Source organism: Vibrio porteresiae DSM 19223, assembly GCF_024347055.1.
GTDB lineage: Bacteria > Pseudomonadota > Gammaproteobacteria > Enterobacterales > Vibrionaceae > Vibrio > Vibrio porteresiae.
On record NZ_AP024896.1, the window covers coordinates 828,435 to 850,022 of the forward strand.

24 protein-coding genes are annotated in these 21,588 nt (G+C 43.8%); 11 read left to right on the forward strand and 13 right to left on the reverse strand.

What is annotated here, in order from left to right; all coding sequences use genetic code 11:
- The first annotated feature begins 22 nt into the window (after nucleotides 1-22).
- The 5 genes from OCV11_RS20320 (at nucleotide 23) to OCV11_RS20340 (ending at nucleotide 3,125) form a co-directional block, all read left to right on the forward strand.
- Complete coding sequence (locus OCV11_RS20320; RefSeq protein ID WP_261897829.1) at nucleotides 23-457, forward strand: hypothetical protein; 435 nt, start codon at nucleotides 23-25, stop codon at nucleotides 455-457.
- Nucleotides 458-560: 103 nt separating this feature from the next.
- The gene (locus tag OCV11_RS20325; RefSeq protein WP_261897830.1) at nucleotides 561-956 is read left to right on the forward strand and encodes a hypothetical protein; all 396 of its coding nucleotides are present in this window, start codon (nucleotides 561-563) and stop codon (nucleotides 954-956) included.
- A 1-nt stretch (nucleotide 957) separates the two neighbouring features.
- Nucleotides 958-1,368, forward strand: coding sequence for a hypothetical protein (locus OCV11_RS20330; protein WP_261897831.1), 411 nt, complete (start codon nucleotides 958-960; stop codon nucleotides 1,366-1,368).
- A gap of 119 nt (nucleotides 1,369-1,487) precedes the next feature.
- Nucleotides 1,488-1,898: a hypothetical protein gene (locus tag OCV11_RS20335; protein ID WP_261897832.1), complete on the forward strand. Its 411-nt coding sequence runs from the start codon at nucleotides 1,488-1,490 to the stop codon at nucleotides 1,896-1,898.
- A 117-nt stretch (nucleotides 1,899-2,015) separates the two neighbouring features.
- The gene (locus tag OCV11_RS20340; protein WP_261897833.1) at nucleotides 2,016-3,125 is read left to right on the forward strand and encodes a phage terminase large subunit family protein; all 1,110 of its coding nucleotides are present in this window, start codon (nucleotides 2,016-2,018) and stop codon (nucleotides 3,123-3,125) included.
- A gap of 474 nt (nucleotides 3,126-3,599) precedes the next feature.
- Here OCV11_RS20340 and OCV11_RS20345 read toward each other — a convergent pair whose 3' ends face one another.
- Complete coding sequence (locus OCV11_RS20345; RefSeq protein WP_261897834.1) at nucleotides 3,600-3,950, reverse strand: winged helix-turn-helix transcriptional regulator; 351 nt, start codon at nucleotides 3,948-3,950, stop codon at nucleotides 3,600-3,602.
- Between the two features lie 102 nt (nucleotides 3,951-4,052).
- On the opposite strand from OCV11_RS20345, the gene OCV11_RS20350 reads away from it, so the two are divergent.
- Nucleotides 4,053-5,186 (forward strand): NADH:flavin oxidoreductase, encoded by a 1,134-nt coding sequence (locus tag OCV11_RS20350; RefSeq protein ID WP_261897835.1) that lies wholly within the window; start codon nucleotides 4,053-4,055, stop codon nucleotides 5,184-5,186.
- Between the two features lie 213 nt (nucleotides 5,187-5,399).
- Here the strand turns inward: OCV11_RS20350 and OCV11_RS20355 are convergent, their stop codons facing one another.
- Nucleotides 5,400-6,431 carry a hypothetical protein gene (locus OCV11_RS20355; protein WP_261897836.1) on the reverse strand — a complete coding sequence of 344 codons (1,032 nt, stop codon included), beginning with the start codon at nucleotides 6,429-6,431 and terminating at the stop codon, nucleotides 5,400-5,402.
- Between the two features lie 412 nt (nucleotides 6,432-6,843).
- Nucleotides 6,844-7,899 (reverse strand): pectinesterase family protein, encoded by a 1,056-nt coding sequence (locus OCV11_RS20360; RefSeq protein WP_261897837.1) that lies wholly within the window; start codon nucleotides 7,897-7,899, stop codon nucleotides 6,844-6,846.
- A gap of 285 nt (nucleotides 7,900-8,184) precedes the next feature.
- On the opposite strand from OCV11_RS20360, the gene OCV11_RS20365 reads away from it, so the two are divergent.
- On the forward strand, nucleotides 8,185-9,105 hold the full coding sequence (locus tag OCV11_RS20365; RefSeq protein ID WP_261897838.1) for an alpha/beta hydrolase: 921 nt from the start codon (nucleotides 8,185-8,187) through the stop codon (nucleotides 9,103-9,105).
- Nucleotides 9,106-9,132: 27 nt separating this feature from the next.
- On the opposite strand, the gene OCV11_RS20370 is transcribed toward OCV11_RS20365, so the two are convergent.
- Genes OCV11_RS20370 through OCV11_RS20390 form a run of 5 tightly spaced genes read right to left on the reverse strand, consistent with a single transcriptional unit; the run spans nucleotide 9,133 to nucleotide 14,781 of the window.
- The gene (locus OCV11_RS20370; protein ID WP_261897971.1) at nucleotides 9,133-10,137 is read right to left on the reverse strand and encodes an ABC transporter ATP-binding protein; all 1,005 of its coding nucleotides are present in this window, start codon (nucleotides 10,135-10,137) and stop codon (nucleotides 9,133-9,135) included.
- Complete coding sequence (locus OCV11_RS20375; RefSeq protein ID WP_261897839.1) at nucleotides 10,137-11,144, reverse strand: ABC transporter ATP-binding protein; 1,008 nt, start codon at nucleotides 11,142-11,144, stop codon at nucleotides 10,137-10,139. The genes OCV11_RS20370 and OCV11_RS20375 overlap by 1 nt, the downstream gene beginning before the upstream one ends.
- A gap of 2 nt (nucleotides 11,145-11,146) precedes the next feature.
- Complete coding sequence (locus tag OCV11_RS20380) at nucleotides 11,147-12,037, reverse strand: ABC transporter permease (RefSeq protein ID WP_261897840.1); 891 nt, start codon at nucleotides 12,035-12,037, stop codon at nucleotides 11,147-11,149.
- A 20-nt stretch (nucleotides 12,038-12,057) separates the two neighbouring features.
- On the reverse strand, nucleotides 12,058-13,011 hold the full coding sequence (locus tag OCV11_RS20385) for an ABC transporter permease (RefSeq protein WP_261897841.1): 954 nt from the start codon (nucleotides 13,009-13,011) through the stop codon (nucleotides 12,058-12,060).
- Nucleotides 13,012-13,026: 15 nt separating this feature from the next.
- Complete coding sequence (locus OCV11_RS20390) at nucleotides 13,027-14,781, reverse strand: ABC transporter substrate-binding protein (protein ID WP_261897842.1); 1,755 nt, start codon at nucleotides 14,779-14,781, stop codon at nucleotides 13,027-13,029.
- Between the two features lie 560 nt (nucleotides 14,782-15,341).
- Here OCV11_RS20390 and OCV11_RS20395 point away from each other — a divergent pair.
- The 4 genes from OCV11_RS20395 to OCV11_RS20410 all read left to right on the forward strand — a co-directional run bounded on the left by OCV11_RS20395 (nucleotide 15,342) and on the right by OCV11_RS20410 (nucleotide 17,254).
- Nucleotides 15,342-15,563, forward strand: coding sequence for a sarcosine oxidase subunit delta (locus OCV11_RS20395; protein WP_261897843.1), 222 nt, complete (start codon nucleotides 15,342-15,344; stop codon nucleotides 15,561-15,563).
- A gap of 66 nt (nucleotides 15,564-15,629) precedes the next feature.
- Nucleotides 15,630-16,382 (forward strand): SDR family oxidoreductase, encoded by a 753-nt coding sequence (locus OCV11_RS20400; RefSeq protein ID WP_261897844.1) that lies wholly within the window; start codon nucleotides 15,630-15,632, stop codon nucleotides 16,380-16,382.
- 75 nt (nucleotides 16,383-16,457) lie between these two features.
- Nucleotides 16,458-16,856: a GFA family protein gene (locus OCV11_RS20405; RefSeq protein WP_261897972.1), complete on the forward strand. Its 399-nt coding sequence runs from the start codon at nucleotides 16,458-16,460 to the stop codon at nucleotides 16,854-16,856.
- 17 nt (nucleotides 16,857-16,873) lie between these two features.
- Entirely contained in the window at nucleotides 16,874-17,254 is a 381-nt protein-coding gene (locus tag OCV11_RS20410; protein ID WP_261897845.1) for a nuclear transport factor 2 family protein, read from the forward strand.
- A 46-nt stretch (nucleotides 17,255-17,300) separates the two neighbouring features.
- Here OCV11_RS20410 and OCV11_RS20415 read toward each other — a convergent pair whose 3' ends face one another.
- The 5 genes from OCV11_RS20415 to OCV11_RS20435 form a co-directional block, all read right to left on the reverse strand.
- On the reverse strand, nucleotides 17,301-18,023 hold the full coding sequence (locus OCV11_RS20415) for an amino acid ABC transporter ATP-binding protein (RefSeq protein ID WP_261897846.1): 723 nt from the start codon (nucleotides 18,021-18,023) through the stop codon (nucleotides 17,301-17,303).
- Nucleotides 18,010-18,774, reverse strand: a complete 765-nt coding sequence (locus OCV11_RS20420) for an amino acid ABC transporter permease (RefSeq protein ID WP_261897847.1) — start codon at nucleotides 18,772-18,774, stop codon at nucleotides 18,010-18,012. The genes OCV11_RS20415 and OCV11_RS20420 overlap by 14 nt, the downstream gene beginning before the upstream one ends.
- A 67-nt stretch (nucleotides 18,775-18,841) precedes the next feature.
- A complete protein-coding gene (locus OCV11_RS20425; RefSeq protein ID WP_261897848.1) occupies nucleotides 18,842-19,603 on the reverse strand; it encodes a basic amino acid ABC transporter substrate-binding protein in 762 nt (253 codons plus the stop codon).
- A 314-nt stretch (nucleotides 19,604-19,917) separates the two neighbouring features.
- Nucleotides 19,918-20,487: an alpha/beta hydrolase gene (locus tag OCV11_RS20430; RefSeq protein WP_261897849.1), complete on the reverse strand. Its 570-nt coding sequence runs from the start codon at nucleotides 20,485-20,487 to the stop codon at nucleotides 19,918-19,920.
- 100 nt (nucleotides 20,488-20,587) lie between these two features.
- Nucleotides 20,588-21,556, reverse strand: a complete 969-nt coding sequence (locus OCV11_RS20435) for a glutathione S-transferase family protein (RefSeq protein WP_261897850.1) — start codon at nucleotides 21,554-21,556, stop codon at nucleotides 20,588-20,590.
- Nucleotides 21,557-21,588: the final 32 nt, after the last annotated feature.

Sequence of the window (21,588 nt, forward strand, 5' to 3'; positions counted from 1 at the left end):
GCTAAATAGAGGAAAGCTAAATATGAGCAATTTACTAGATAATGCGTATAGAGAGTATCCTGAATTACTAAATAAATTTAAAAATTTAATAGAAAAACAATCTTCAACTGTGGCGAGTTTTCCTTTAATTTTAGTTTCGTCTTCAAAAAATGGATATTTACAAGTTGAAGCTTTTGGTAAAACTATTCAAATCGAATTTTCAATGGTACGTGATCCAGAAAATAATTTTTATGGTCAAATAACTGCCAACTATATACGAAATATTGATGATTCAGATTTTTATAAAAAAGATATATATACTCAGTGGTTTGATAAATTGGGCAATGTAAAAGATGATCTAGCGAATTCTTTTTCAATGGAAAGCCTCAATTACGATGGTTTTTTGTTTGGATTTATAAATAAATCATTAGAGAAACTAATTTTATCAGATGCCTTTTGCCCTGTGAAAAATGGCTAACAAGTCGAATAAATTGACAAAATAATTGTCACGCATTTTGCAGAGCAAAATGACGCGCCAAATATTTTGCAACTGTTCTCAGCGTTATAAATATAGGAGAATTATGAACATAATTATAGATGGACTTGAAAATCTATTTTTTAAACTTCAAGTCGATCCCAGTGCAACTAATGATTATGTAGTCATAGTTTTCGCGCTAGGATGTATGGTCATTGGCGTCTTAACTGTTATTGTAGATTGTTGTGCTTATTATACAGTTGATCGTTCACCATTAGCTTTAAAACATGGAAAAAAAACATTTTTATATTTTATTTTGTGGGGTGGTGGTGCATTTATAATAGGTTTGTTCGGACAATGTTTAGAAATTTTTGTTGTTAGTATGCAATCCTGCGCATTCGTCGGGATAGGATGGCCTATAATGTTTGCCAAAATGGTTGACACTGCAAATAAAGAAAAAATGAACCATGATGATGAACCAGAACAAAAAGTTGGGGATTAATATGCAATTTCTATCCAAGTTTTATGACGAAAATCTCCGCTTTAGAAATAAAAATCAAATATATAAAGAAATATGCAATTTTAAAAATGATTATAGTAATACCAATGAGGAATTTAAGCTTCTTAATATATTTTCAACGTCTAAACAAAGAACCTATTTAGCTTCTAAAGGGGATTTTGTATATTGTGTTCTAGATGATGCAAGGAAATCGTCAGCTAAAGTAGTTTGGGCAATGCCCAAGAAATTATTTATTGAAAAGAATGGCAAATTAAAAATCCGATTAAATCCAAGAGATAAAACAGAAAATACAGGTGTTATAGATTTTGGTTCGCAGCATAAAAATTGGCTCTATTCGAAGCATCTTTTTAGAAAATCTTCATTGGAAGAAAATATTAAAAAAATAATCAGCTAATAACATTTATAACAAGTCGCATCAATTGACAAAATACATGTCACGAATTTTGGTTACCAAAATATAGCCAATGTATTGTGCAACTGATCTTGGCATTATAACGATAGGTCATACAATTAATGTTTCGATTAATAATTTTACTTAGTTTGTTAGGCTTTAGTCTTGATAGTGTTTCAAGTCCAGCGGGTGATGAAGCATTGTTTGATTTGAGTATAGCTAGTCTTGCGTGTGCAGCGGTACAACATGTAAATCCGAAAGCAGTAGAAGGTAATTATCCTAACTATCTTAAAAATGCGGTGAAAACATATTCTTTATATCATTCGATGCCGTTAGAAAGAGCAGAGAAAAATGAGGTAGGAATGTATAATCTAATGATTGGTGAGCCAGCTATTAAAGCTCAGAAACTAAAATCAGTTAATGGTGCAAGGGCATATTTAAATAAGTTTTTGTATAAAACAGACGCAACTTCCTGTTTAGACACACCTTTCCTCATAAAAGAAATGTTACATAAATACGGTATTACGTTATAACAAGCCAGTGTAATTGACGCATTTAAGTTCAGTCGTTGTTGTATGAAAATTTTCATGCGCTTTAGTTTAGGTGATTTGCGCCGTTAACTGGGGCGTTAAAAACCAGAGGTGGATATTGTGGGACGCACATTTATTTCTCAAAAAAAACAAACTAAAGAAGATATGCATGATGCATTAGTTAAAAATGCTATCGACTTTTTAGATTCATCTTTGGATGATCTTGATAAACGACCCAAAAATTCAGTAGTAGATTTTTATACTTCAATTGAGTTGTTTCTTAAAGCTCGGTTAATGACCGAACATTGGACCTTGATTCTTAGTCGCCCTGAATTAGCAAATCTTGATAGTTTTCAAGTCGGTGATTTTCACTCTATTTTTCTTGATGACGCGGTAACGAGAATTAAGAATATTCTAAAACAACCGATTGGCGCGAATGCAATAGATGCATTTAAAGCTTTAGGAGAACATAGAAATCAGATTGTTCATTTTGCGCATACTAAATATCAAGACATTCAAGCAACAAAAGCCAGTGTTGTTGCAGAACAATGGAGTGCATGGCATTATTTGCATGAGTTATTAGTTAGTGATTGGTCACCAATTTTCGATAATTATCTGGAAGAATTTGAGCGTATTCATCAACGAATGATGGGGCAGCAGGAATTTATAAAAGCAAGGTACACCGCAATTCTTCCTCAAATTGAAATAAAGAAAAAATCAGGCTTTGAGGTTGAGAATTGCGCACATTGCCATATGGAATCAGCGATTATTACTCAAAAAAATGAATGGAGTAATGATTATGAATGTATGGTCTGTGGTGTCAAAGATGTGCTTATTAAGAAAACTAACGCAACGATTCCTTGTCAAAGTTGTGGTAAGGAATTTCAATTTTTTGATAAAGAATTAAAACGTTGTCCTAATTGTGGTGAAGAAATCGATCATGAATATGTATATGAAATGTGTAAAGAACGATATTCACAAGGTGATGAGTGGTGCGAAGAGGGTGGTGAATGGATAGCTTATTGCCACAAATGTTACGATGATCGCCCTTCAGTTTTCTATATTGACAGTCTTTGGAGTTGTATTTCTTGTTTCGATCGAGGTTGGCGAGCAATTACATGTCCTCATTGTAATGAATTTGTTACCGGGGATATGGACACAATAAAATATTTCGCATGTGTTAGATGCGAAGATAAAGCTAGAGCTGAGTTCGAAGAAAGTGGTTTCTAACAAGAGACTATGGAGTCAATAATTAAATTACCCCCATCAAGGAACACAATGGATATTGTATTTGAAATGAATCTAACGGAAGTACAGATTAAAGCTAATTTTTACCTACCCGCATTTGTCTTACCACGCCGCTTCTTCGCTAATGTGTGGTGCCCAGCCTTGTAGGACTTGCTCGATAGTGTATTGTTCGCGTTAATTCACGCTTAGTTGTGGGCGCTGCTCGATATTGAGGTTAGCGCCAGTGCTGTGAGATAACCGCATGCACTCAGAGAGCAAAAAACGCTGCTTATTCTTTGCTCTGCTTTTTTCGCCCTGTGGTGAGTAGCGGTCTTGCGATGTGAAACTTTAAGGCATTGGAATAAAAAGATTTTGGCTACATGGCGTGTCGGTAACAGGGAAATTAACTTTCGCTAAAGCATGTAATACATCATTGGTTATCAACGCAACCATCATCATTTTAAATAAACGATTAAATTACTCATTCCCATAATTTTCGTCATATTCTTTCTGAGCTTTTTCTACTTCGTGAGCATATTTACGAGCCCAGTTAAATAATGATTCAAAGGGTTCTTTAAGTGTGAGACCCAGTGCAGTAACACGATATTCTACGGTAATAGGTGAAGTAGGTTGGACTTCTCTGGCTAAAATTCCGTTTCGCTCCAGTTTTCTTAATGCCTGAGTAAGGGATTTTTGTGAAATTCCTGGCAGGCTTCTTTTTAGCGTATTAAAACGTAATGGACCTTGGCATATTTGTGACAGTATCAATATCGACCATTTATCAGCTATTTGATCAAGTAGAAGTCGGTTTTCGATATTATATTTCATGTATGTAAGTATCCTTGAGGTAACCTAGTATAGTATTGGTGCGTAATTGACACACGGTATGCAGTATATACTAATAGTGACTCTGATATTAGGAGTGACAAAATGAAATCTTTACCGAGTAGCCTACTTTTTCAACCCTATCAACTTAAAAACTTAAACCTTAAAAATCGTATTGTTATGGCACCTATGACGCGCAATTTTGCAATACAAGGTGTAGTGACCGATGACATTTCTCAATATTACCGTCGCCGAGCCGAAAATGACGTAGGGCTTATTCTCTCGGAGGCGACGATAGTCGATAGACCTGCAGCACATAACGACCCTCGTGTACCACAGTTTTATGGTCAACAAGCATTAGCTGGTTGGAAACACGTGATTGATAGTGTTCATGCAGTCGGAGGGCGGATGGGGCCGCAACTTTGGCATGTGGGTGCTGTTTCAGGTGCAGCACCAGGAACTGCGCCACCCCATGACGTTGAAAGTCCATCAGGGCTCTCCGCGATAGAATCTCGCCATACACCTGCCGGGCGAGCAATGTCGGATGAGGATATTGCAGATACCATCAGTGCTTTTGCCAAAGCAGCCGCCAGTGCCAAAGAACTTGGTTTCGATGTGGTAGAAGTTCATGGTGCGCATGGGTATTTACTTGACCAATTTTTTTGGAGTGAAACCAACAAACGAACTGATCGTTACGGTGGCCTATCACTTCGTGACCGAACAACCTTTGCGGTTGAGCTTACAAAAGCAATGAGGGAATCGGTTGGAATGGATTTTCCACTGATTTTTAGAATCAGCCAGTTTAAAACGTTCCACTACACAACCAAATTAGCTCATACACCAGATGAGCTTGCTAGTTGGTTGCAGCCTTTAGCGGATGCCGGTGTTGATGTCTTTGATTGTTCAATGCGTCGGTTTTGGGAGCCAGAGTTTCCGGAAATTGATGGTGCAAAAGGTCTTAATCTAGCGGGCTGGGCAAAAGAGATAACGGGTAAAACTACGATTGCCGTGGGGTCAGTTGGACTTTCTGGTGATGTTATCGGTGCATTGTTTGATGGTGAAGCATCACAAACAGAAAGTTTGGATGAACTGATTCGAAGAATGGAAAATAAAGAGTTCGATTTAATCGCAATAGGAAGAGCACTATTGAATGACCCTTATTGGGCTAAAAAAGTAAAAGAGGGTGATTACAAAAGCCTTAGAGATTTCGACCCGATAAGTATGGCTAAACTCATATAATCCAACGCTAGTCCACGACTGAAAGAATAGATGCCTTCTCTAAACCTATACGATGTATTAGTTCATACTAAATGCATCGTATAGGGTTTGTATGAATTCATTACTCTTGATTAGTGGCCTAATTCATTTATGTCGGCAACCGGAGCAAGGCTTGGTTTTCATTCTATGTCGAAGTTCAAACCAAGGTCAGGGCCGTATGTATGACGACACAAATTAGTTGTTTTTAAAAAACTGAGCGACTTTATAAAATGACTCTTTGGGGCTCCACGGTGGTATTTGCATAGCTCGTGGGTCCGATTTTGGATAAGTCTTTACTAAAGAAAAACTCATTTTGTCTAAATCTTTTTCTCCATTACCAAAACGATATGTGGGGAATGAAAAAACATAGATGAAAACGCCATCGGCACCCGCTTGGTTAATTAAATTGAGTTGTTCATCGACATAATTAGCCTGTTCAGCTTCGCTGCGCTCTGGAATATCATCGTTTAAATATTTCCCAGTTCCATCAGAGTTAACCCCCTGTAACAGTGCAAAACAACCCGCGCCGAGTTTGGATGCGCCTTTGTAAGCACACGATCCAACTTCCATCACAACTAAGGGTTTATCAATCTGAAAACGCTTTAGACCATTTATATAGTCACTTGATGTCTCGCCACTGCGGTAATAATCTACACCAACGATATCGAATAAATTCCAGTCGACCATTTCCCATGTACCAGAAGCGTATGTGATTGAACCAGAAAACTCCTTTTTTACGGCTTCGGTTATGTTACGCAGCACATGGTTTAGGCGTTTTGAACGATCGTTTAAGATCTGTGAAGCATCTGATTGATTCGCTAAACTTCCCATCCAACCGATTCGCTCCATCAAAGTGCTTCCAGGAAGGATGCCCTGGTTGAATAAGGATATTTCACAACCGGCGACAAATAGGATATCGACGCCTTCTTTACGAAGTACTTCAGCCGCTTTGGCTGCCTTACGGTAATAAGAAGGGAGTTGTTCGATAGGAACGTTCATTTTCCAAGGATTAAAATACACGGTAAGTCCAGCGGCATGAGCTGCTCTTGCCGCTACAACTAATCGATTAATATCTTCACCTTCGATACGTATTGTATTGGCGTTGAGATCTTTGGCTATCGTATTAATGTCGTATTTAACGAGTTCTGGATCAAAAGGTTCTACAGATAACGAACCGTTTTCATTAAATCTTAGTCCAACATCGTAGACGACCCCTTTGTATTTCATCTGGCTGTCTGTTCGATGTTCGGAAGCTATCGATATAATCGGAAAACTTGCGAATATAGTGAGAGTGAAAATTGCGAGAGCTGTAATAAAATGTCGATTTCTCACTTCTTTCTCCAGTGACTAAGAAAAATGCTATGTAAAGCCCTAAATCCATACGTTGATGTAATCGCTGAAAACAGTAAGGAAAACGTATTATTCAGTATTGAGGGGAATATGTGTAGCCATTTATAAAAATGGGTCACCAGTATAGATGTTTAATTTCCTTATCCTAAATAAGCCTATTTAAATTATTGGGGTATTTTCTATCGCGAAATATCCCTTAATGAAATAGGCTGTGACACATTCAACCAAAGAAAAATTTAAGCTGCTATTCCACATTCACCCATTTAATCTCTACCCACACGCATTGGTTTTACCATGCGGCTTCTTCGCTAATGTGTGGTGCCCAGCCTTGTAGGACTTGCTCAATAGTATATTGCTCGCGTTCATTCACGCTCAGTTGCGGGCGCTGCTCGATATTGAGGTTAGCGCCAGTGCCGTGGGAGTGGTATTCCGCAAAGCGCGAGTCTTGCGGCGTGAACCATACTCGTTCACCGTCTTTGCCTTTGCCACTCATTTGATCCCAGCCATAAATATGGTTATCCATCACACAATCAATAAACACCGCATGCCCAATGGCATTGGGGTCGGCGTACAATCCATCGGCAAATTGGGTGGTTGGATGCCAAGGTCTGCCGAGGGCAAAACTCTGGGCGGGGATATCGATCTGTTTAAGCAGCGCGCAGCGATGAAAGATAAAACCATAAGGGTGTTGAATGGCGGTGGCAGGCGCGCACACATAGCCCCAAGGTTCGTTCTCAGCCACATCAAGTCGTGCTTTCGCGGTGATATCGCACTGCTCAAACCACGCCGTACCGGCACCAAAAATAAAATCGATATGACCGGTGATCAAACATTGATGCAGATAGGTTCTGCCCGCTTTGAGAAACAGCGTATCTTGGCCGCTTTCAAGCGCAACGTGGGAAAGAATCACTTGGTCGGCATGCTCATCCACCAGTAAAGCGACGGCCTGAGTATGGGTTAGGCGGGTGGGGTCATCAGCGCTTTTGGCTTGGTTGGCATCAAAATCAAAATCGTTACGAATGGTCAAATCAAACAATTGCACATTATGGGCATCAATACTCACGGTGCGACTGCCGGTGGTGGCAAAGATACGACCTTGCGGATCGAGCATACCGTTGGCGGTGCTGGCGACGATGTGGGTATCGTGCAAGCTGCTGCCTTGCAAAATCACATTCGAACGCGTAATGCAAAGGCGCTCGTGAAACGTACCAGGGCCAATATGAATTTGGTAGAGCTCATCGGAGTTTGGTAGTGCCTCAAGAGCGGATTGAATGGTCGGGTAATCACCACTTCCATCTTGGCGCACGCAAAGTACCGGAATGTCGTTAGTCTGTAACGATGACATGGATGAGACTCCTTATCGGGCATGTGGCATCAGTGCCATCGCGCTTGCCATTTGACGCGAAACAACGCACTAATGTGAATGGATCTTTGCCCTAACTTCCTGATTAAAAGGGGCTGATGATGTATAAATGGCTAAAAAATCAGCGCATTTATTATAAAGCGTTAGTGAGATAAGTCCTTGACCTGAAGCGCATAAATTGACCTGTGATTTATTACTTTAGAGTTATTGTTCTAACGTTTTGATATGCTACATTATTGATATTATCTTTGTTTAGGACAGATCCAAATGGGGAAAACGACACAGATATCATTAACCAGTGATGGCTGTGATCTGTACGGCGAGCTACTTGAGCCGATGCAGAGCGATACCATTGCCTTAATTGTTGCTGGCTATGGCCCAATTGACCGCAACGGTAACCAACCGAACGGAAAAAATAACTGTCTCAAGCTGGTAGCTGAAGCACTCTGCTCAATGGGTTGCGCCAGTATCCGCTACGATAAACGCGGTGTTGGGGCGAGCAGTTTCCATGGTTTAACGGAAAGCGAATTGAGCTTTGATGATTATGTCCATGATGCACAAAACTGGGTGCGTTATATCGCCGCGCGTTTGACTCACTATCAGCACATTATGTTGATTGGTGTTGGGGAAGGGGCGCTGATTACGTCCTCGATTGCCAACATGCCGTGCGTCAATAACATGATCATGATCGCGGCTTCATCGTTAAATCGACAAAAGCTGCTGCGGCTACAACTCTCATCGCTACCCGCACCGTTTAGCACCGAAGCCTTAGACATACTCGACACTCTCGCGGCCAATAAGCCGGTCGATAACGTTCCTGAATCGTTAAACCATCTGTTTCGTCCTTCATTTCAGCCCTATCTGCGCTCGTTATTTCGTTATGAGCCGGTCGATATTATTGCTCGTGTTAAAGCGCCTATCTTGCTGATTTACGGCGATCACGATTTGGAATTGGGCGAGCTTAATGGATTGGCTTTGGAAGCGGCGCAACCAAACGCTCGCTATTGTGTGATTAAGGGGATGAACCACGTATTAAAAACCGTGGGCGAAGATTATGATTCCAACCGAGCTGCCTACGACAACCCCCATCAGCCTTTGTCGTTAGAATTATTACGTGAGATTCGCCGATTTATCCGAGTCACCGCGCCGCAAAGTGATCTTCACGGCCGCGGTGGATTACATCATTAACATCAGTTGGCTGGCAGAGAGGCAGGGCTAAGCCAGTGCCTCGTTATAGAGATGACATGCGACCCAATGACCTGCAGTCTCATTATTATCGGTTGAGACATTGATAGCACTGGGCGCGGTTTTCGCACATTGAGCCGTTGCATGCGGGCAACGGGTGCGAAACGTACAGCCACTTGGTGGTGCGAGCGGTGAGGGTACATCTCCCTGCAGCGGTTCTTTATCTTTTCGCAAAGTCGGATCGGGAACCGGAATCGATGCGAGTAACGCCTGAGTGTAAGGATGCTTGGGATTGCGATACAGCTCTTCAGCACTGGCTCTTTCTACTAAACGACCTAAGTACATCACACCCACTTCATCACAAATGTGCTGCACCACGGCCAAGTCATGCGCAATAAACAAAAACGAAATGCCTTTGGTTTCTTGCAGTTCTGCAATTAAGTTAAGCACTTGAGCTTGTACTGACACATCCAAAGCCGACACCGGCTCATCGGCCACGATGAATTTAGGCTCAAGCATTAACGCGCGCGCAATGCCGATGCGCTGACGTTGCCCACCAGAGAACTCATGCGGATAACGGTTTAACGCTTGTGGTCTCAAGCCTACAATCGCCATCACTTCGGCGATTTTCGCTTCACGCTCTTCCACAGTACCAATGTGATGTATATCCAAAGGCTCACGCAAAATATCGTGAATGGTCATGCGTGGACTTAACGAGGCAAACGGATCTTGAAAGATCATCTGCATGTCTTTACGCATCGCTTTTAGCCCTTTTTTATCCAGGCTATCAACTGCTTGACCGTCAATGACGATGCTGCCATCGGTGGGTTCAATTAACCGCAGCAAGCAGCGACCCAACGTCGATTTACCGCAACCGGATTCTCCGACCAATCCTAAGGTTTGACCTTTACGAATGGTGAAACTGACATCATCGACCGCTTTACACAGCAGGTCGTTGCGCCGAAAGAAACCAGATTGTTTAACGGCAAAGGTTTTACGCAAACCTTTCACTTCCACTAATACATCGGAACTCATCATGCTGGCTCCTTATCAAGGTGAAAACAGGCCGCTTGGTGGTGGGTTACGCTCATCGTGGCAATCTCTTCGAGTTCGGGACGGTTGTGATGACACTGCGATGAGGCGAGTGCGCAGCGATCGGCAAAACGACAACCTTGCGGAAGATGGAACAGATCCGGCACCATGCCTTCGATGGTCGGCAGTCGGCGAATTTTGTGTTCACGCACTTTCGGCACCGATTCAAGTAGGCCGCGGGTATAAGGGTGCTGCGGGTTGGCAAATATGGCTTCAACGCTGCCTTGTTCCACCACTTCGCCGCAGTACATCACCACCACGCGATCGCAAGATTCTGCCACGACACCCAAATCGTGGGTGACCAGAATCATCGCCATTTCCAGTTCCTGTTTAAGGCGCACCATTTCGCGCATCACCTGCGCTTGAATCGTCACATCTAATGCTGTGGTCGGTTCGTCAGCCAGCAACAGCGAGGGATGACAAGAGAGCGCCATGGCGATCATGACCCTTTGGCGCATCCCGCCAGAGAGCTGATGAGGATAATCATCAATGCGTTTTTCAGGAGCAGGAATGCCCACTTTACGCAGCATTTCCACTGCGTGTTGTTTGGCTTCTTTGCGGCTTAAAGATTGGTGATTGCGAATCACATCAATCATTTGGGTACTGATTTTGAGCACTGGATTGAGCGCCGTCATCGGCTCTTGAAAGATCATCGAGATTTGGCTGCCACGCAACCGACGGTAGGCTTTTTCATCCAACCCGACCAGCTCTTGACCTTGGTAGCGAATGCTGCCGTCAACGATCTTGCCCGGTGGCGAGGGTATTAAGCCCATGATCGCCAGCGAGCTCACCGATTTACCACAGCCAGACTCGCCAACGATCGCTAAAGTTTCGCCGGGATAGACATCAAAACTGACGCCATTAATCGCACGGGCTGGGCCTTTGTCGGTGCGAAACTCAACCGCCAAATCTCGCACTGAAAGTAGTGGTGTTAACTTAGTTTCTGTCATCGTTACGCTACCTTGCGCGGATCAAGCGCATCTTGTAGCGAGTCGGAGAACATATTGAACGCCAACACCAGAATAAACAGCGGCACTGAGGCGGCGAAGAAGTTACAGAAATGACCTGAACTTACTTCGGTACTCGCTTCAGCGATCATCACGCCCCAACTGATGCTGTCTTTCACGCCCAGACCTAAGAAGCTCAAAATCACTTCACTTTTGATCGCGGTGATAAACAGCAGGGTTAAATCGACCAACAAAATATGGATGGTATTGGGCAGCAGGTGTTTGAAGATGATGCGATAAACCGGTACACCAAGCGAGTGGGCCGCTTCGGTAAACTCCATGTTTTTTAACTTGATGATTTCGCCACGAATCACGCGCGCCGTGCTGGTCCAAAACGCCAAGATCATCGCGATGTGCATCGCATAAGGATTCTCTTTAAGCGCTACAGCAATGGCAGCCACCAGCAGAAAATAGGGCACACAGTCAATGCTGTTCATCAGCCATAAAATGACTTCATCTAACCAAGTGTTGGAATAGAAACCCATTAGCGCGCCGCCAATCGCCCCGAACAGAATCGAGAACAGGGCGACGATCAACCCAACCTGAAAGGCGGTTTTTGTACTGTATAAGGTGCGATCAAGAATGTCTTGACCATTAATTGTCGTGCCAAACCAATATTGCGCCGTAGGGCCGCTTTGACCTGCCGCGAGCAGTTCATCCCATTGTTGACCAATCACGCCAAGCCAAACCAGCAGGGCAATCACCATAAATAGGCCCACGACAAAAAGGCTCAACATGCCAATTTTGTCTTTGCGAAATTTGCAGAACGCTTTGCTCCACAGTGATTCCCGTTTTAATGGAACATCCATTGATAATTGAGTAATAACATCCGTCATAATGACCTCCACTCATATCCTTATTGCAGTGAAATACGCGGATCAACGAGTTTGTAGATAACATCCACAATACTAACGACCACGATATAGAGCAGGGTGATCAAGACAATCACCGCTTTCAATACCGGTAAATCGCCAGTAGTAATCGCGTTGTAGGTGACTAATCCGATTCCTGGAATGCCAAAGTAGCTTTCCAACAGCAGTGATCCTCCGACCAAAACAAAAGGAATCGAAAAAATGATGCGCGTAATAATTGGAATCAGCGCATTTTTTAGTACGTGTTTGATCAAAATCCTTAGCGGAGAATGACCAAAGGCTTTGGCAGTGCGAATGTGGTCGCGATTCATCTCCTCAACCAAAATAGCCCGATAGAATCGCGTGGTGTAACCAACGGACACAAAAATCGTGCACAGGGTCGGTACGGTCACGTAGTAGAGGTAGCTACTGATATCGTGCACTTCCCAGCCGTAGACCGGAAACCAGTTCAATCCATAGCTTGAACAAAACACCAGTTGAATCGCGATGATAACGATAATGTAGGAGATGCTCATGCCAACCACAGAGGATGACATCACCAACTTATCCAACCAACGACCGCGATTTTGCGCGGCCACTAAACCGAGCGCGATACTGATGATGTGACCTAAGATAAAACCGGGTAGGCCAAGGATCAGCGAGATGGGGATCGTACGCTCTAAAATGGCGGTGACCAGTTCGCCGCTGGAATCGGAATAACCGAAATTAAACGTCACCACTTCCTTTAGGTATTGCAGATAGCGCGTCCAAAAAGGCAAGTCGTAACCCAGTTGATGACGAACATTGGCGATCTCTGCAACCGTTGGGTTGCGTCCGAGCAAATCGTAGGTTTTATCTGGGCCAAAATAGACCATCAGAACGAAGCTAATCAGAGTGACTCCGAAAAGCAGCGGAAGGCTGTAAACCAGCTTCCGCATGCAGTATTTCAAGGTATCCATGCCGTCGGAACCGTCCTATTGCACGTCTACGTATTTGAAATAGTTACCTAAAATGCTCGATTCAGGCCACATAATGGCGTCTTTATGCCATAGTGCAACGCCCGTGCGAGAGAAACTACCCACACCGACACAATCATCAACCAGCATTTTATTCAGTTCTTTGTACAAGGCCGTGCGTTCAGGACTTGGCTGCATCACTGAAGCTTGTTTGAAGATCTTGTCGTACTCAGGGTTGCTGTAGTTAGCACTGTTCGCACCTGGTGAACGGTTTGGACCGTAGAAGAGTTGCAGGGTATTTTCTGCATCTGGGTAATCTAAGCTCCAACCCATTGGCACCATTTGAGTTTTGCTCTCTTTGATGTCTTTATTGAAATCACCAAACGTCGCGTAAGCTTTCAGCTTGATCTTCTCTTTTGGATAACCAATTTGGGTCAGGTAACCACGAAACTCTTCATACATCTGTTTGCTTTTCACATCAGAAACCGTTGGGTAGTAAAGAACCGGTAGGTTTTTCGCATTCCAGCCGTTCTCTTTGAGGAGTTTCTTCGCTTTAGCAATGTTTTGCTCAATTGCTTCCTTACCCATATTCGGGTCAAAACCATCGGTTCCCGGAACAATGAAGCCAGCATAGGCATGACCTAAGCCAAGGTAAAAACGTTGAATACGTTTTGGCCAGCTAAACGAGCTGACGATAGCACAGCGCAGTGCTTTGTTTTGCGCATTGATTTTGGGATCTTTGTTAAAGCCAAAGTATTCGTCGTCAAAGTTGAACATGTTAAATACCATGCCCGTTTCAGTGGCAACGCGATAATTGTACTTGGCTGCGTATTCAGGGCGCAGCGTAATGGGGTCGCGAGACGATAGGACTTGGTCTAACTGCTCGTTTTGCAATGAGGTATTTTGGATTTCGTTATCTTTACTAAATGAGTTCCAACGCGCTGAGGTTTGTTTGATCCAGTTGGCTTCGACGCGATCGACAAAAGGCATCGCTTTGCCATCTAGGCTCGCAATTCCTGTCGCTCCATGAACTTTGGCATCGTAGCCTTCCTCTTTTGCATGGAAAATATCACTACGATAGGACGGATTACGCACCAAAATGGTCTTTGTGCTGTTGGTTGATTCCATTTTAAATGGACCACTACCCACTGGGTGTAAACCAAATTCACGTCCGTATTTTTCGACCGCTTCGTGTGGCACCACACCCGCATAGCCCATCGCTAAGGTGTAAGTTAATTGCGGGAATTTCTGAGTGAGCGTGATTTGAATGGTGTATTTATCCAGCGCTTTTAAACCTGAAATTGGTTTGGAATAATCAGCGCCAGCGGCTTGCCAAGCATCCATGCCAGCAATTTTGCCTTCCCATACCCAAGCGCCTTGAGAGCGATTTTCTGGGTCATAGTTACGTTCAATCGAGTAAACAAAATCTTGCGCTGTGACTTCACGACCTTTGCCATCGGCAAACGCAGGATCATCAGCAAACTTAACGCCGGGCTTAATTTTGATGGTGTAAGTAAGGCCATCTTCAGAGACCTGAGGCATCCCTTCTGCAAGGTTAGGCTCGAGCTCATAAGGGCGTTTGAGGTATTTATATTCGTAGAGGGTATCAAAAATGGCGGTCACGATTTCATTACTGTAAACCGTACCCGATTGCACGGGATCAAAGGTACTTGGCGCACCAGAATCCGAAAATTTGAAGACTTTCCCGTCTGCCGCGTGGGCACAGGTCGCCATAATAAGCGCTGCCAATGGCAGAAGCTTAACTGCTTTCATACAAACTCCTTTTGTATTTTCAAATTGTATGAGATGACGTGAATCACATAAAAATTTGATTTCCCTAATGGTGAATTTAATCGTAAACAAGCACTTAACTTGAGTAATAAAGCGATATTAAGTAGCGCTATCGTTTATTAACCTATCGGATAGTATGCAGTTTGCATACATAAAAAAGGGGTATTCATCACACTTTATACAATGTTTGCGCAACAAGCCGCTCATTATTCTGATAACAAAAATAAATGGCGAATTTTCGTTCAATTTAATTGGCGTCGCCTTATATTTTGCTGCACAACTTGCGTATCTAAGCATGAATTAAATATAGAAATGCACTAAATGAGGGCTAATAGCTTTGTCTTGAGAATCTTTATGCAAGAATGATGCTGAGGCGGAAGTGTAGGCAACATCGTCAATATCAATCAAAGCTTACAATAGGTCACATTTATCACCGTAATCTAATTAAATTCACTCACGGTGAGTGACACATCCTAATGATTCATATAGAAATGATTTATATAAAGTGGTCAATATTGAATTGGCACCGGTAGGGAACATTGATGAAAAATACAACAACCAGAGGGCAGCAAATCGCGAGGCGCAAAGCCAAATCGGAGCGGCAGAAACTCTACCAAACGGTGTTTATCAATGGAAAGCAGGTTAGAGTAAAACGACCTGACACAGTCGAAGGCACTCCTGCGGATGAATTTATGCGCGATAACCCAGATCCCTTGTGGCAATTTGAACCAGAACTCGAGGAGATATTGGGAGATGAGCGATAGCGAGTCAGTCAGGATGCTATTTGGATATTGAATCGTTGTAACTATTTACCTCATTAAAGGACACCCATGCAAAACACAAAAGTGGTCATTATTACTGGCGGTGGTCGTGGTATTGGAGCGGCAACAGCGAAACTGTTTGCCCAGCAAGGATATGCTGTCTGTATCAATTATAAATCCAACGAGAAAGCAGCGAGTTTACTCGCTGATGAAATCCAAGATGCTGGTGGTCAATGCATTACGGTTCAGGCTGATGTATCGCAAGAAGTGGATGTTTTACGATTATTTGCAACGGTAGACAATGAGCTTGGGACGGTATCGGTATTGGTGAATAACGCAGGCATTTTGTTTCAGCAAATGCGGTTAGAAGAGATGACGGCTGAGCGAATCAACACCGTGTTAAGCAATAACGTTACCAGCTATTTTCTGTGTAGCCGCGAGGCAGTTAAACGCATGTCGACGCATCGTGGAGGGAATGGCGGTGTGATCGTTAATGTCTCCTCCGGTGCTGCTCGCTCGGGTTCGCCAAATGAATACATTGATTACGCTGCATCGAAAGGTGCTATCGACACCTTAACGAAAGGCTTAGCGATGGAAGTGGCATCTGAAGGCATTCGCGTCAACTGTGTTCGTCCGGGACTTATTTATACTCAAATGCATGCCGATGGTGGTGAGCCAGAGCGAATTGAACGATTGAAATCGGTTATTCCACTGCAACGTGGAGGAGAGCCGCAAGAAGTCGCCGAAGCGATTTTTTGGCTGGCTTCTGATAAGTCGACGTTTTCAACTGCCAATTACATTGATGTCACAGGTGGCTTATAAAACAACGTTAGGTTGCTACGAGGTCTATTTGGGGTAATAAGGTAGCTTAACGACAAATAGATAAGGAATATCATGATGATAAAGATGGTAGGGAAGACCACTATTTTGCCAAAGCACCAAGCGAGTTGTCACTGTGGCAAAGTGGTAATAGAACTTACATTACCTCACGGTATTGTGAATCCAAGGCGTTGTGACTGCTCCATCTGCCGGCGCAAAGGTGCCATTGTCGGGTCAGTGGAATTGTCTGGAATTCGTATTGTGCAAGGTGAAGAGTTTCTAACACTTTATCAATTCAACACTCATACAGCGAAACACTATTTCTGCTCTGTTTGTGGTATCTACACCCACCACCAAAGACGTTCTAACCCCAATGAATACGGTTATAACATCGGATGTTTAGATGGGGTAAACCCTTTTGAACTAGGTGACATTGTCACTAATGATGGTGTAAACCATCCGGCAGATCGAATATAAATTGGGAGTTTGATGGCATGGAAGTCGGTACAGAAAACCAAATTTTAGCAGCAGAAGATGCCTTATCTCAGGCAATGCTCGATTCCAACGTAGAACAGTTAAATCAGCTGCTCGCAGACGAACTTATCTTTACCAATCATTTGGGACAATGCCTTGGAAAACAAGATGATTTGCAAGCACATCGGTCGGGCTTATTACATATTGCTCGGATTGAAACTCAAGAACGGCAGGTCAAATTACTGCAGGGTGCCGCAATGGTATTTGCGAAAGTCGCCATATTTGGCACCTATGCCGGTGAGCCTGCAGATGGAACTTTTCGTTTTACACGAGTTTGGCAGACTAAAGATAACCATGACTGGCAGGTTGTGGCAGCCCATTCAAGTCTTGTGGTGAGTTAACTATCCAAGATTGAGTAAAATAGCCAGCATCGCTGGCTATTTTCATTTAGAGAACCTTACTTAAAAACTCGGCGGTACGCGGATTTTTAGGCGAGGTGAAAATCTCTTCAGGGGTGCCTATTTCTTGGAATTGGCCCTTGTCGATAAAGATAATCCGGTCGGCGACTTCACGGGCAAACGCCATTTCGTGAGTGACGATCACCATGGTCATCCCTTCATTGGCGAGCTGTTTCATGACTTCAAGAACTTCACCGACCAATTCTGGATCGAGTGCTGATGTTGGTTCATCAAACAGGATCACCGAGGGATCCATAGCTAGCGCTCGAGCAATCGCGACACGTTGTTGCTGCCCGCCAGATAAAGTGGCTGGCCACGCATTGGCTTTGTCTGCTAACCCCACTTTGGCAAGGAGTTGGTGCGCTTTATCTTGCGCCTCTTTTTTACTCTGCTTGAGCACATCGATTGGGGCCATGGTGAGGTTGTCCAATACGGTCATGTGCGGGAAAAGATTAAACTTTTGAAACACCATACCAACGTGAGTACGCATCTGGTTCAAATTGGTTTGGCGTTCATGCAAAGCGTGGTTATTCACCCAAACCGTACCACCTTGAAAGTCTTCAAGGGCATTTAAGCAGCGCAGAAATGTACTTTTCCCTGACCCAGAAGGGCCAATAACACACACCACTTCTTTTGCTTTTATCTCACAACTCACGCCATCCAATACTGTGTGGGAGCCAAAGGTTTTACTTAGATTATTAACGTTGATCACTTTGGTTATTCCTTTTTTCTAAATATTGAACAAAGAGTGAAAGTAAGAAGGTAAATACCCAATAAATCACACTGATTGTTAAATAGGGTTCCCAGTAGCTTGCGTAAGCGCCAGAAGCGGTACGAGCCGCATACGCCAGATCAGCCAGACCAATGGCCGAGGCGAGTGAGGAGTCTTTGACAATCGCGATGGCGTTATTGCCAAGCGGTGGCAACATACGGTGAAACGCTTGTGGCAGTATCACGCGATACATAGAGCGCAGATAGCTCATGCCAAGTGATCGTGACGCTTCCATCTGTCCTTTATCTATCGACTGAATACCAGCGCGGAAGATTTCGGAAACATAGGCACCGGAATTAAGTGTGATGGCAACGATACAGGAAAGAAACGCACCATAGTTTGAGCGCAGTTCGCGAGCAAAATCCGAACTGATGATGCCGTGGGCCACTAGCAGTCCGTCTCTTGGGTTCGTGAGTAGGGGAATCAGCGCAAAATGGACCACCATGATTTGGACAAATAACGGTGTACCACGAAAGGCACTAATGTAAATTCGCACGGGCCACTGAATGCCGTAATGGAGAATATATTTCCATGGACCATGAGGTGCTTCGGCGAGGCGACCTAAGCCGAGAATCAATCCCCAAAGCGTCCCTGTGATAACACAGATAACGGTGCATTCTAGTGTGATTTTTGCTCCACTCATAAAGAGCGGCCAATATTCTTGTATGATTTCCCAATGGAATCCGTTCATAGTCTTTCCCGAGGTAAAACGAGAAAGCGAGCATTGATACTCGCTTTCGGTGTGAAGTGTTTAATGCTTATTGAGCTGGAAGGGTTGGAACGTTTGCATCAAACCAAGTTTGGTAGATTTTTGCGTAAGTGCCGTCAGCAATGATCCCTTTTAGTCCTGCGTTGATTTTGCTAAGCAGCTTGTCGTTCCCTTTTGCAACCGCAATACCAAAGTATTGAGGGGTAAAATGGTTATCGTAAACCAACTTAAACTCTTTCTCTGGATGCGTTTTGATGTAGTACTTCACGACACCCACATCACCAATGGCAGAACTTAGACCTTCTTCATAAAGCTCTTGAAGCATCAGTGGGGTGTTATCAAAACGTTTAATCGCTGTGCTGTTTACGCCCAATACTTTTGACGCAATCACATCGGCTGTACTGGAGTTCACCACGCCGACGTTTTCACTTTTAAGATCGTCTAGCGCATGCACTTTTGATGAGTTTGGCACGACGATAGCTTGTTCAGCAGGGAAGTAAGGGTTTGAAAAGTCGACAATACGTTTGCGTTTATCGGTAATAGTGATACCAGAGACCAGAATGTCACGATCACCAGAATCAAGAGTGGCAAAAATGCCTTCCCAAGGTGTATTCACCAATTTGATGTCGAAGTTTTCTTTCTTGGCAATCGCTTTAATAATGTCGATATCGAAACCTTGTAGCTCTTTGCTTGGTGTTTCGTATTCAAATGGACGATAAGTGCCGCCAGCGCCAACCACGTAAGTTTCTGCACTCGCGATACAAGGTGCTAAGCCAATAGCAAGACAGAAAATGCCCAATAGCTTTTTCATAAGGTAAATCCTTTTAACAATAAGATTGAATAAAACTATCATTTTATTGCATTTATAAGCAAATTATATTTTAAGTTAATGCATTATTTATCAATGGAATAAAAAATGAACGGACAAGTTGAATATGGTAACCATTTATCTTAAGTTGGATTATTCAATAACTCAATAATGTTTGCTTGTTGCTGTTCGATTGGAATTTTTATGCACTAAATGAGAAGTGCATGAGCGGTACTTAAATAGAGTGGCGAAAGGAAAAGAGAGTTTTGCAAAGTAGATAACCACCAGCACCACATAGCGCTGGTGGACGTGAATCATTACAGCAAGTTTTCAATTGCTTGGCGAATCACCGGGATCATGGCGCTGCCGATTGAGTGACCCACTTCTTTGGACACAAACGCTTGTGGGTGTGCACCTGCTTCTTCGAGCCAGTGGTAGCTTTCTTGGGCTTTTTCAATCGCGATCACCGGATCGTCTTGATCGTGGATGATGGTGATGGCTGGCCAAGTGTCGCGGTGTGCAACAGGGGCGGCGAGGCGACCTGCAATCGCAATCACGCCTTTAACCGGGAAACCCGCAGCGGCGGCATGTAGCGACATAATAGAACCTTGCGAAAAGCCGACCAAAATGGTCTCTTCGAGCGGGCCGTAGCTTTCCAATACTTCTTTTAATTTGCCTAATGCTTGATTGACGCGATCGGTGCGATTGTCTTCCGTTACACCACTGATCGAAAACCATTGGCGACCGTAAGCGGACATATCGTATGGATAAGGTGCATCGGGATTAAACGCTTCGACGTTCAGTTCATCGAGTTTTAGCATCTCAATCAAAGGATTGAAGGTGGCACCGTTAGCGCCAACGCCGTGTAAAAATATCACCCTTGTCATGGTGTTCTCCTTAATAAGCCCGTCAATCTGTGATTCACGGGCGTTGATTCTGTATCGTTGATGTTTATAGGCTTAAAGCACGAATGTGACATCTCAATGATTAGGCGCGCACGGATTTGAGTAACCGTGTGATGTGCTCAGGGCCAATCGGGCGAATCCCTAGCGGGTTAAGCGCTTTAATCGAATAGTAGCCGCGCGTAATGTGATCCATATTGACCGTTTGGGCGATGCCTGGCAATTGGTAAATTTTCTCCATATAAGCGGAGAGTTTTGGATAGTCTGCAATGCGTTTCCAGTTGGTTTTGAAAATGCCGTGGTAAGCAGAATCAAAACGAATCAAGGTGACAAAGGCGCGAATATCGGTTTCGGTTAACTGTTGACCAAACAGAAAATTGCCATCGAGTCGTTGTTCCAATTCATCGAGCATGGCAAATACGCCTTGCACGGCTTCATCGTAGGCCAGCTGGGTTGAAGCAAAGCCCGATTTATACACGCCATTATTGAGCTGGTTGTACAAACGTGGGTTAAGTTCGTCGATCTGTTCGGCCAGTTCTGCTGGATAGAGATCGTAGTCATTGCTGGCTAAGTCACCAAAACCAGTATTGAACATGCGCACAATATCGGCGCTTTCGTTGTTCACTATGGTGTTGGTTTGCGTATCCCACAGCACAGGAACCGTTGCGCGACCAGTAAAATGGGCATCGGCGCGAGTATAAATCTCGTGCATGTAGCTGGAGTTAAATAGGGGATCTTGGTCTGCTTGATCGTAATCGCCAAACTGCCAGCCTTGATCGGTGATGGTAGGATTGACCACCGTCACTGGCACATGCTGTTCTAACCCTTTGAGTGCTCGCGCCATTAACGTGCGCGATGCCCAAGGACAGATATACGCCACGTAGAGACGGTAGCGGCCAGATTCAGCTTTAAATCCGGCTTCACCGGTTGGACCCGCGCTGCCATCGGGAGTGACCCAATTGCGAAAAGAGGAGACTTGGCGCACGAAGCGGCCTTGATCATCTTTGCTTTGCACGGGTTGCCAGTTTTCTACCCATTTACCATCGACTAACATCTGCCTTTACTCCTATCAATCAAACTGTTCCA

Bases quoted from the DNA above. Each gene is read 5' to 3' on its own strand.
- OCV11_RS20420 (WP_261897847.1), bottom strand. From the start codon at position 18,774: ATGAACGGATTCCATTGGGAAATCATACAAGAATATTGGCCGCTCTTT.
- OCV11_RS20430 (WP_261897849.1), bottom strand. From the start codon at position 20,487: ATGACAAGGGTGATATTTTTACACGGCGTTGGCGCTAACGGTGCCACC.
- OCV11_RS20380 (WP_261897840.1), bottom strand. From the start codon at position 12,037: ATGACGGATGTTATTACTCAATTATCAATGGATGTTCCATTAAAACGG.
- OCV11_RS20355 (WP_261897836.1), bottom strand. From the start codon at position 6,431: ATGAAATACAAAGGGGTCGTCTACGATGTTGGACTAAGATTTAATGAA.
- OCV11_RS20335 (WP_261897832.1), top strand. From the start codon at position 1,488: ATGTTTCGATTAATAATTTTACTTAGTTTGTTAGGCTTTAGTCTTGAT.
- OCV11_RS20325 (WP_261897830.1), top strand. From the start codon at position 561: ATGAACATAATTATAGATGGACTTGAAAATCTATTTTTTAAACTTCAA.
- OCV11_RS20400 (WP_261897844.1), top strand. From the start codon at position 15,630: ATGCAAAACACAAAAGTGGTCATTATTACTGGCGGTGGTCGTGGTATT.
- OCV11_RS20385 (WP_261897841.1), bottom strand. From the start codon at position 13,011: ATGGATACCTTGAAATACTGCATGCGGAAGCTGGTTTACAGCCTTCCG.
- OCV11_RS20365 (WP_261897838.1), top strand. From the start codon at position 8,185: ATGGGGAAAACGACACAGATATCATTAACCAGTGATGGCTGTGATCTG.
- OCV11_RS20360 (WP_261897837.1), bottom strand. From the start codon at position 7,899: ATGTCATCGTTACAGACTAACGACATTCCGGTACTTTGCGTGCGCCAA.
- OCV11_RS20410 (WP_261897845.1), top strand. From the start codon at position 16,874: ATGGAAGTCGGTACAGAAAACCAAATTTTAGCAGCAGAAGATGCCTTA.
- OCV11_RS20435 (WP_261897850.1), bottom strand. From the start codon at position 21,556: ATGTTAGTCGATGGTAAATGGGTAGAAAACTGGCAACCCGTGCAAAGC.
- OCV11_RS20320 (WP_261897829.1), top strand. From the start codon at position 23: ATGAGCAATTTACTAGATAATGCGTATAGAGAGTATCCTGAATTACTA.
- OCV11_RS20350 (WP_261897835.1), top strand. From the start codon at position 4,053: ATGAAATCTTTACCGAGTAGCCTACTTTTTCAACCCTATCAACTTAAA.
- OCV11_RS20330 (WP_261897831.1), top strand. From the start codon at position 958: ATGCAATTTCTATCCAAGTTTTATGACGAAAATCTCCGCTTTAGAAAT.
- OCV11_RS20375 (WP_261897839.1), bottom strand. From the start codon at position 11,144: ATGACAGAAACTAAGTTAACACCACTACTTTCAGTGCGAGATTTGGCG.
- OCV11_RS20390 (WP_261897842.1), bottom strand. From the start codon at position 14,781: ATGAAAGCAGTTAAGCTTCTGCCATTGGCAGCGCTTATTATGGCGACC.
- OCV11_RS20370 (WP_261897971.1), bottom strand. From the start codon at position 10,137: ATGAGTTCCGATGTATTAGTGGAAGTGAAAGGTTTGCGTAAAACCTTT.
- OCV11_RS20395 (WP_261897843.1), top strand. From the start codon at position 15,342: ATGAAAAATACAACAACCAGAGGGCAGCAAATCGCGAGGCGCAAAGCC.
- OCV11_RS20405 (WP_261897972.1), top strand. From the start codon at position 16,458: ATGATAAAGATGGTAGGGAAGACCACTATTTTGCCAAAGCACCAAGCG.
- OCV11_RS20425 (WP_261897848.1), bottom strand. From the start codon at position 19,603: ATGAAAAAGCTATTGGGCATTTTCTGTCTTGCTATTGGCTTAGCACCT.
- OCV11_RS20345 (WP_261897834.1), bottom strand. From the start codon at position 3,950: ATGAAATATAATATCGAAAACCGACTTCTACTTGATCAAATAGCTGAT.